Below are 5,247 nucleotides of genomic sequence, written 5' to 3' on the forward strand. Positions count from 1 at the left end.
AAAAAAACAAAATAAAAAAAAATAGAAAAAAGTGGTTTTTATCAAAAACAAACAAATAAAATTAAACCACCTTTTTTCTACCCCTAAACACCCCCACCACTTTAATTTACCATAAAAACTTAAATATTTTGAGGAGATAAGGAGTCTTTAAATGAAAAAAATAGTTTATATACTTGGTACTATTATAGTTTTAGGCTTTTGTTATTTTTATGTAAATTTAATTTTTTTTGATAGTTGGACACGTTATTCTGCTGAAAAAGAAATAAATAATTATATTTCAAATCATGATACAAAGAAACTAAAAGAAATATCCGCGAATAATAAAACATATCAACTTTTGAAACATGCTAAACATGTGACAATAAAAGGAGATACAGATAATCAAGGTGGAGGTCATATAGGGTATTTTACTAGTACGATTAATGGTAAAGAAGGAGCGCTTTTTGTACATCTTAATTTTGGTTTGTTTCCTGAAATTCCTAAAGTAACCAAGTTGGAAGTTTTTGATAAAAATATTTATGAGTAGCATAATTGCTACTCATTTTTCGTGTTAGTTATTCTGGTTCTGTTGCAAAGTTAGAAAAATATAGCTAATTACGTCCATATAGCATTAAGCTTCTATGCTATGATAATCGTTAGAAATCTGGCTAAGAATCTGGAGTGTTTTTATGATTTTTTTAAGAGAAAAAATAGTCATGAAATATACAAAAAAATCATGTATATTTTGTTAAATAGTACAGTGATAGCATTTATATTATTGCTAATTGTGAAATTAATATTTGATTTCCTTTTTTAGACTATATTCATATTTTTTCAGATTTGTATTTTTATTGGGGTTAATTATTGGTAGTATCCCAGATTTTATAGAAAAGAAAGGTTAATTTTATGTTATTAAAAAATAAGATTTATTCAGGCATTATTATTGTTATTTTTATAGTTTGTTTGATTATAGGATTGAATGAAAATATCATTGGAAATCCTTTAGGAGAAAAAATATTTTATTTATTAGGTTTTCTATTTTTTGTATTATTAATTATTGGTACAACAAAAAATAGAAAGCATTAATGTCTTCTTTTTGCCCCATTTCTTACGATAAACATTTTTTGAGTAGCCTTTTTAATGTTCTTTCAATCGTTTAATTTCTTTTTTTAATGGTCTATCATCACGATACGTATTAAAATTCATAAATGCAGTACTATCAAAGTGCTCTAACAAGCGATGAAATATCTCATTCTCCCTTTTGTATTGTTCTATATCATCTTCAAGTTGGTCATGACGTTGTCGAAGTGCGTCTCTGTCTGATTTGAGTGCTTCGTTGTCTTCTTCTAGATGTTCAATAACTTTATACAAATTATTCGTATTATTCTTAGAATTAGAATCATCCATCGTTATTTGCTCTTTTGGATATTCAATCACCGTCGGTTTAATCCGATTACCCACAGCTGTTTGGCGTATATATTCTGTGACATTCATACTACGTATGTAGGCTAAATCTTGTATCTTTTTGTATTGCGCTTGACTGACACGAACGGTTAAGATTTTTTCTTTCGAGCTTTGTTTTTTTGGCATTGAATCACCTCATAATTAATATATGATAAGCATACATATGTGTGCTTATTTTTATATTAATATAACATACATATGTATGTTAATAAATATGTATGATTCGAGGTGTTGTGAGCTAACATTTGGCATACATATTATCAAACATATTTGTTTGATAATGCGTATGTCATTTGTTAGCTATATAACGGAATTCAAAAATATATTTTTGAATGTAGTGATGGCCTCGCCAGAGCGAAGATAACTCTTACATTTGAATGTAAGAGTATATCGAGCTATACTCTCATTGCGGAATCAGCCTCACATGTTTGAGGCGTAGCGGTGAGAGTATCCATCATTTTACATAAGCGAAGCATTGTCGAAGGTAGACAATCACAGCGCTTGTAAAATGATATTTGCGAAGGTTCTCGAAAGTAGAGAACCACAGACAAATCAAAAAGCTTCGGGGAGGGCGCTCAATTTGAAATTAGCTTGGAATACGCAAAAAAATAAAATGAGCGATGTTAAAGGCAAAGAGATGGAACAAGAACGTAAAGGGAGAATCAAAAACGATGAGATTGATTTGAAACGGACAAACTTAAACTTTGATTTAGTTGAAGATGAACGTCATTTGTATCATCGTGTGAAAGATAGAGTCGATTATTATAAAGAACAGGGGTCACGTGTACAGAAAAATAGTGTGGTGATGTATTCCAATATCATTACGTTATCGAAAGAAGAGGCCGACCGTATGGGAGAAACACGTACAAAACACTACTTTAAGACATGTAAAGATTACTTCAGTGAACGTTTTGGCGAAGCCAATATCGTTTCAGCGAAAGTGCATATGGATGAATCAGCGCCTCATATGCACCTTCACTTTATACCTGTTAATCATCAAGGACGGTTATCAGCACGTACAGCTATGAATCGACAAGCTATTAATCACATCCATGATGAATTAACAACACATCTGTGCCAGCAAGGTTTTGATGTTGAACGTGGGAGTACCGATGATAATAAAACGTATATTCAAGATATTCATGAATATAAAAAGAAAGCGAAAGTTTTAAGTGAATTAGACCAACAAATTGAAACGAAAAAACAATTGTTGAGGGATATCAACGATTTACACGATGAAAAAGAACATTTAACTCGGGATATTCAAAACTTAAAACGGAAAAATCATTTTTTACAAGAGGATTCTCAACAGGCTCAAGAAGATATTGACCTATATAAGCAACTGAGAGCAAATTCTAGGGACGATTTTGAAAAAGATGAGGAAAAGTACCAAAAAGAAATCAAAGCGTATGAGGCGTCTCTGAGTGGCCTTAGAATGAATTACCGAGATTTGGACAAGCGCAATCAACATTTAACAACACAAAATAATCAACTCGAACACCATTTAGACATGTTAAATGCACGTCATCAAGCGATGAACGACATGGTAAGAAATGATACACGTATTTTGTTTGCGGGACTTAGATGTGCATTGAAAGATATGAACATTGAATTAAGCGCAGAAATTAAATATCAACGTATGCCAGAAGTCGGTATTGATCCCGATACGGTGGATCAGGGGGCTTTAACACATGCATATCAAGGTGATGTGTCAGGGATAGACCATCATATAAGAAAGGCATCAGCACCTATTAAAAAAGAGACAGAGAATGACTTAGAATTAGAATAAATCAATAAAAATAAGCACTCAAACAAGTATGATACTCGCCTGAGTGCTTATCTCATGAAAAGAGGAGATAAAAATTTAATAAGTATGATCAACCTATTAAGAACAATCATTACCTTACTTACAGCGTTTATTAAATAGTTCTGTAAGGAGGAACAATACCTTTGCATTTCTATATTATTATAAGAATTCCAAGGTAGCAAAGATATTGTATTGGAAATGATAGATGTGAGTATGATTTCTAAATTAATTGATGAAGATATTCAATGTCATCCTGAATTAAAAAATAGCTATAAAGAACAATCAGAAGCTTTAGATTTTGCGATAGATATGGTTCATTTGCGACAGGATTTAGGTTGGTCACAGGAGCAAATGGCTGAAATTATGAATGTATTACCATCAACAACAGTAAAAATTGAAAATGGAGATATTTTTTAAAGTTTATTTTTGTGTTTGTTTCTTTAGAAGTATATTTGAATGAGTTTGGAGTATTTCACTCCGACCTTTTTAATATCTTTTTATAAATCTTTTTATAAACCTTTTTAGAAGTCGTTTGAGCTTTAGAGCCACAGCTTATTTGAGATGCTTAAGGAGTAGTTTTGCCACATAAAAGGAGTAGTTTTGCCACATAAAAGGAGTAGTTTTTATTATAAACCTTCTTTTGTTAATTGACATTGTTATCAAAGTGTTTTAACGTGAAAATATCAATTCAATAAGGAGTATCATAAAAAAACATGCTCCTTATTGAAATAATTATGTTGAGGTATCTATATAATGACGGGGGAAACAGTAGTATACAAAAACGATTTGAATTTAGTTCCTTTAAGAAAATTCACCAGTACTGAAATTAATTTATTTTTTGCCATGTGTAATAAACTTAAGGAAAAAGAAACTAACACACTTCATTTATCTTTTGATGAATTGAAAGAATTGAGTAACTATAATCCGAAAACACGTAATATTAATAGATTCGTTAAAGACTTGGATGATGTATATAAGAAAATGTTGGAACTAACAATTAGATACGAAGATGATGAGGTTATAGAAAGATTTATTTTATTTAATCATTATAGAATTCATAAAAAAGATCAATACTTAGAAATTTCAACTTCTCCTAATTTAAAGCATATACTTAATTCAATTACTAGCAACTTTACTAAATTTGAATTAAAAGAAATGACAAATTTGAAATCTACATATTCAAAAAACATGTTTAGAATACTTAAACAATATAAACACACTGGTTATATGAAAATTAAAATTGATGATTTTAGAGAACGCCTAGATATCCCTAAATCTTATAGAATGACAGATATTAATAAAAATGTTTTGAAGCCTATTGTTACAGAGTTAAACACTATTTTTAACAATCTTCACATTAATAAAATCAAGGCTAAAAAAGGACGTAAAATTGAATGGTTAGAGTTTATCTTTGACGCTGAGAAGTGTATACATAGTAAACGAAAACCTGAAAGACAAGATAAAATTATGTCTAAGCGCTATAGTAGTCGAGAAAAAACACCTAAATGGTTAGAGAAAAAAGAATATACACAATCACACAAAATATACAATGAAGACACTAAATTAAGACAAGATAGAGAAGCATTTCAACGTCAATTAAAAGAAAAATGGGAGAATAAGTAAGAATGACAGTGTACTAATTTAAATATAAATTAGTCCTCCAAATGAATGAAGGACTATAACCATAATTAGTATAGAACACATTAATAATATTAACACTTTATGAGAATTAGAGAAATATTTAGTTTATTTGTCTTGAGTAATATTTTTCAGTGAATGAAATATTTAACCATTTATCAAAATTTATGAAATTTTGGTTAATTTCTTCTATTATTTCATTTCTGTATACATCTGCTTGTTCAATAGTTTGAATATAGGAATTTCTATCAACTATGTTTTGTAAATCAATATAAATAACTTGCCCCATTTTAGATATTCTAATATCTTCGTCTCTAATATTATATTCAATATTTTTTTTCTTTACTATATTATAAATA

6 protein-coding genes are annotated in these 5,247 nt (G+C 29.5%); 4 read left to right on the forward strand and 2 right to left on the reverse strand.

Features of this window, described 5'->3' with window-relative positions; genetic code table 11:
- Positions 1–151: 151 nt before the first annotated feature.
- Positions 152–526, forward strand: a complete 375-nt coding sequence (locus ACFYOJ_RS35905; protein WP_002494371.1) for a hypothetical protein — start codon at positions 152–154, stop codon at positions 524–526.
- A 590-nt stretch (positions 527–1,116) separates the two neighbouring features.
- On the opposite strand, the gene ACFYOJ_RS35910 is transcribed toward ACFYOJ_RS35905, so the two are convergent.
- On the reverse strand, positions 1,117–1,569 hold the full coding sequence (locus tag ACFYOJ_RS35910; RefSeq protein WP_002494373.1) for a plasmid mobilization protein: 453 nt from the start codon (positions 1,567–1,569) through the stop codon (positions 1,117–1,119).
- A gap of 382 nt (positions 1,570–1,951) precedes the next feature.
- Here ACFYOJ_RS35910 and mobV point away from each other — a divergent pair, with 382 nt between their 5' ends.
- The 3 genes from mobV (at position 1,952) to ACFYOJ_RS35925 (ending at position 4,873) form a co-directional block, all read left to right on the forward strand.
- Complete coding sequence (mobV, locus tag ACFYOJ_RS35915; RefSeq protein ID WP_388598613.1) at positions 1,952–3,232, forward strand: MobV family relaxase; 1,281 nt, start codon at positions 1,952–1,954, stop codon at positions 3,230–3,232.
- 216 nt (positions 3,233–3,448) lie between these two features.
- Positions 3,449–3,667: a helix-turn-helix transcriptional regulator gene (locus ACFYOJ_RS35920; RefSeq protein ID WP_355307912.1), complete on the forward strand. Its 219-nt coding sequence runs from the start codon at positions 3,449–3,451 to the stop codon at positions 3,665–3,667.
- A gap of 336 nt (positions 3,668–4,003) precedes the next feature.
- Positions 4,004–4,873, forward strand: coding sequence for a replication initiation protein (locus tag ACFYOJ_RS35925; protein ID WP_252958559.1), 870 nt, complete (start codon positions 4,004–4,006; stop codon positions 4,871–4,873).
- A 118-nt stretch (positions 4,874–4,991) separates the two neighbouring features.
- Here the strand turns inward: ACFYOJ_RS35925 and ACFYOJ_RS35930 are convergent.
- A partial coding sequence (locus ACFYOJ_RS35930) for a hypothetical protein (protein ID WP_388598615.1) occupies positions 4,992–5,247 on the reverse strand: 256 nt, incomplete at its 5' end.

This window comes from Streptomyces sp. NPDC006384 (assembly GCF_042870695.1).
In the GTDB taxonomy this organism is placed as follows: Bacteria; Actinomycetota; Actinomycetes; order Streptomycetales; family Streptomycetaceae; genus Streptomyces.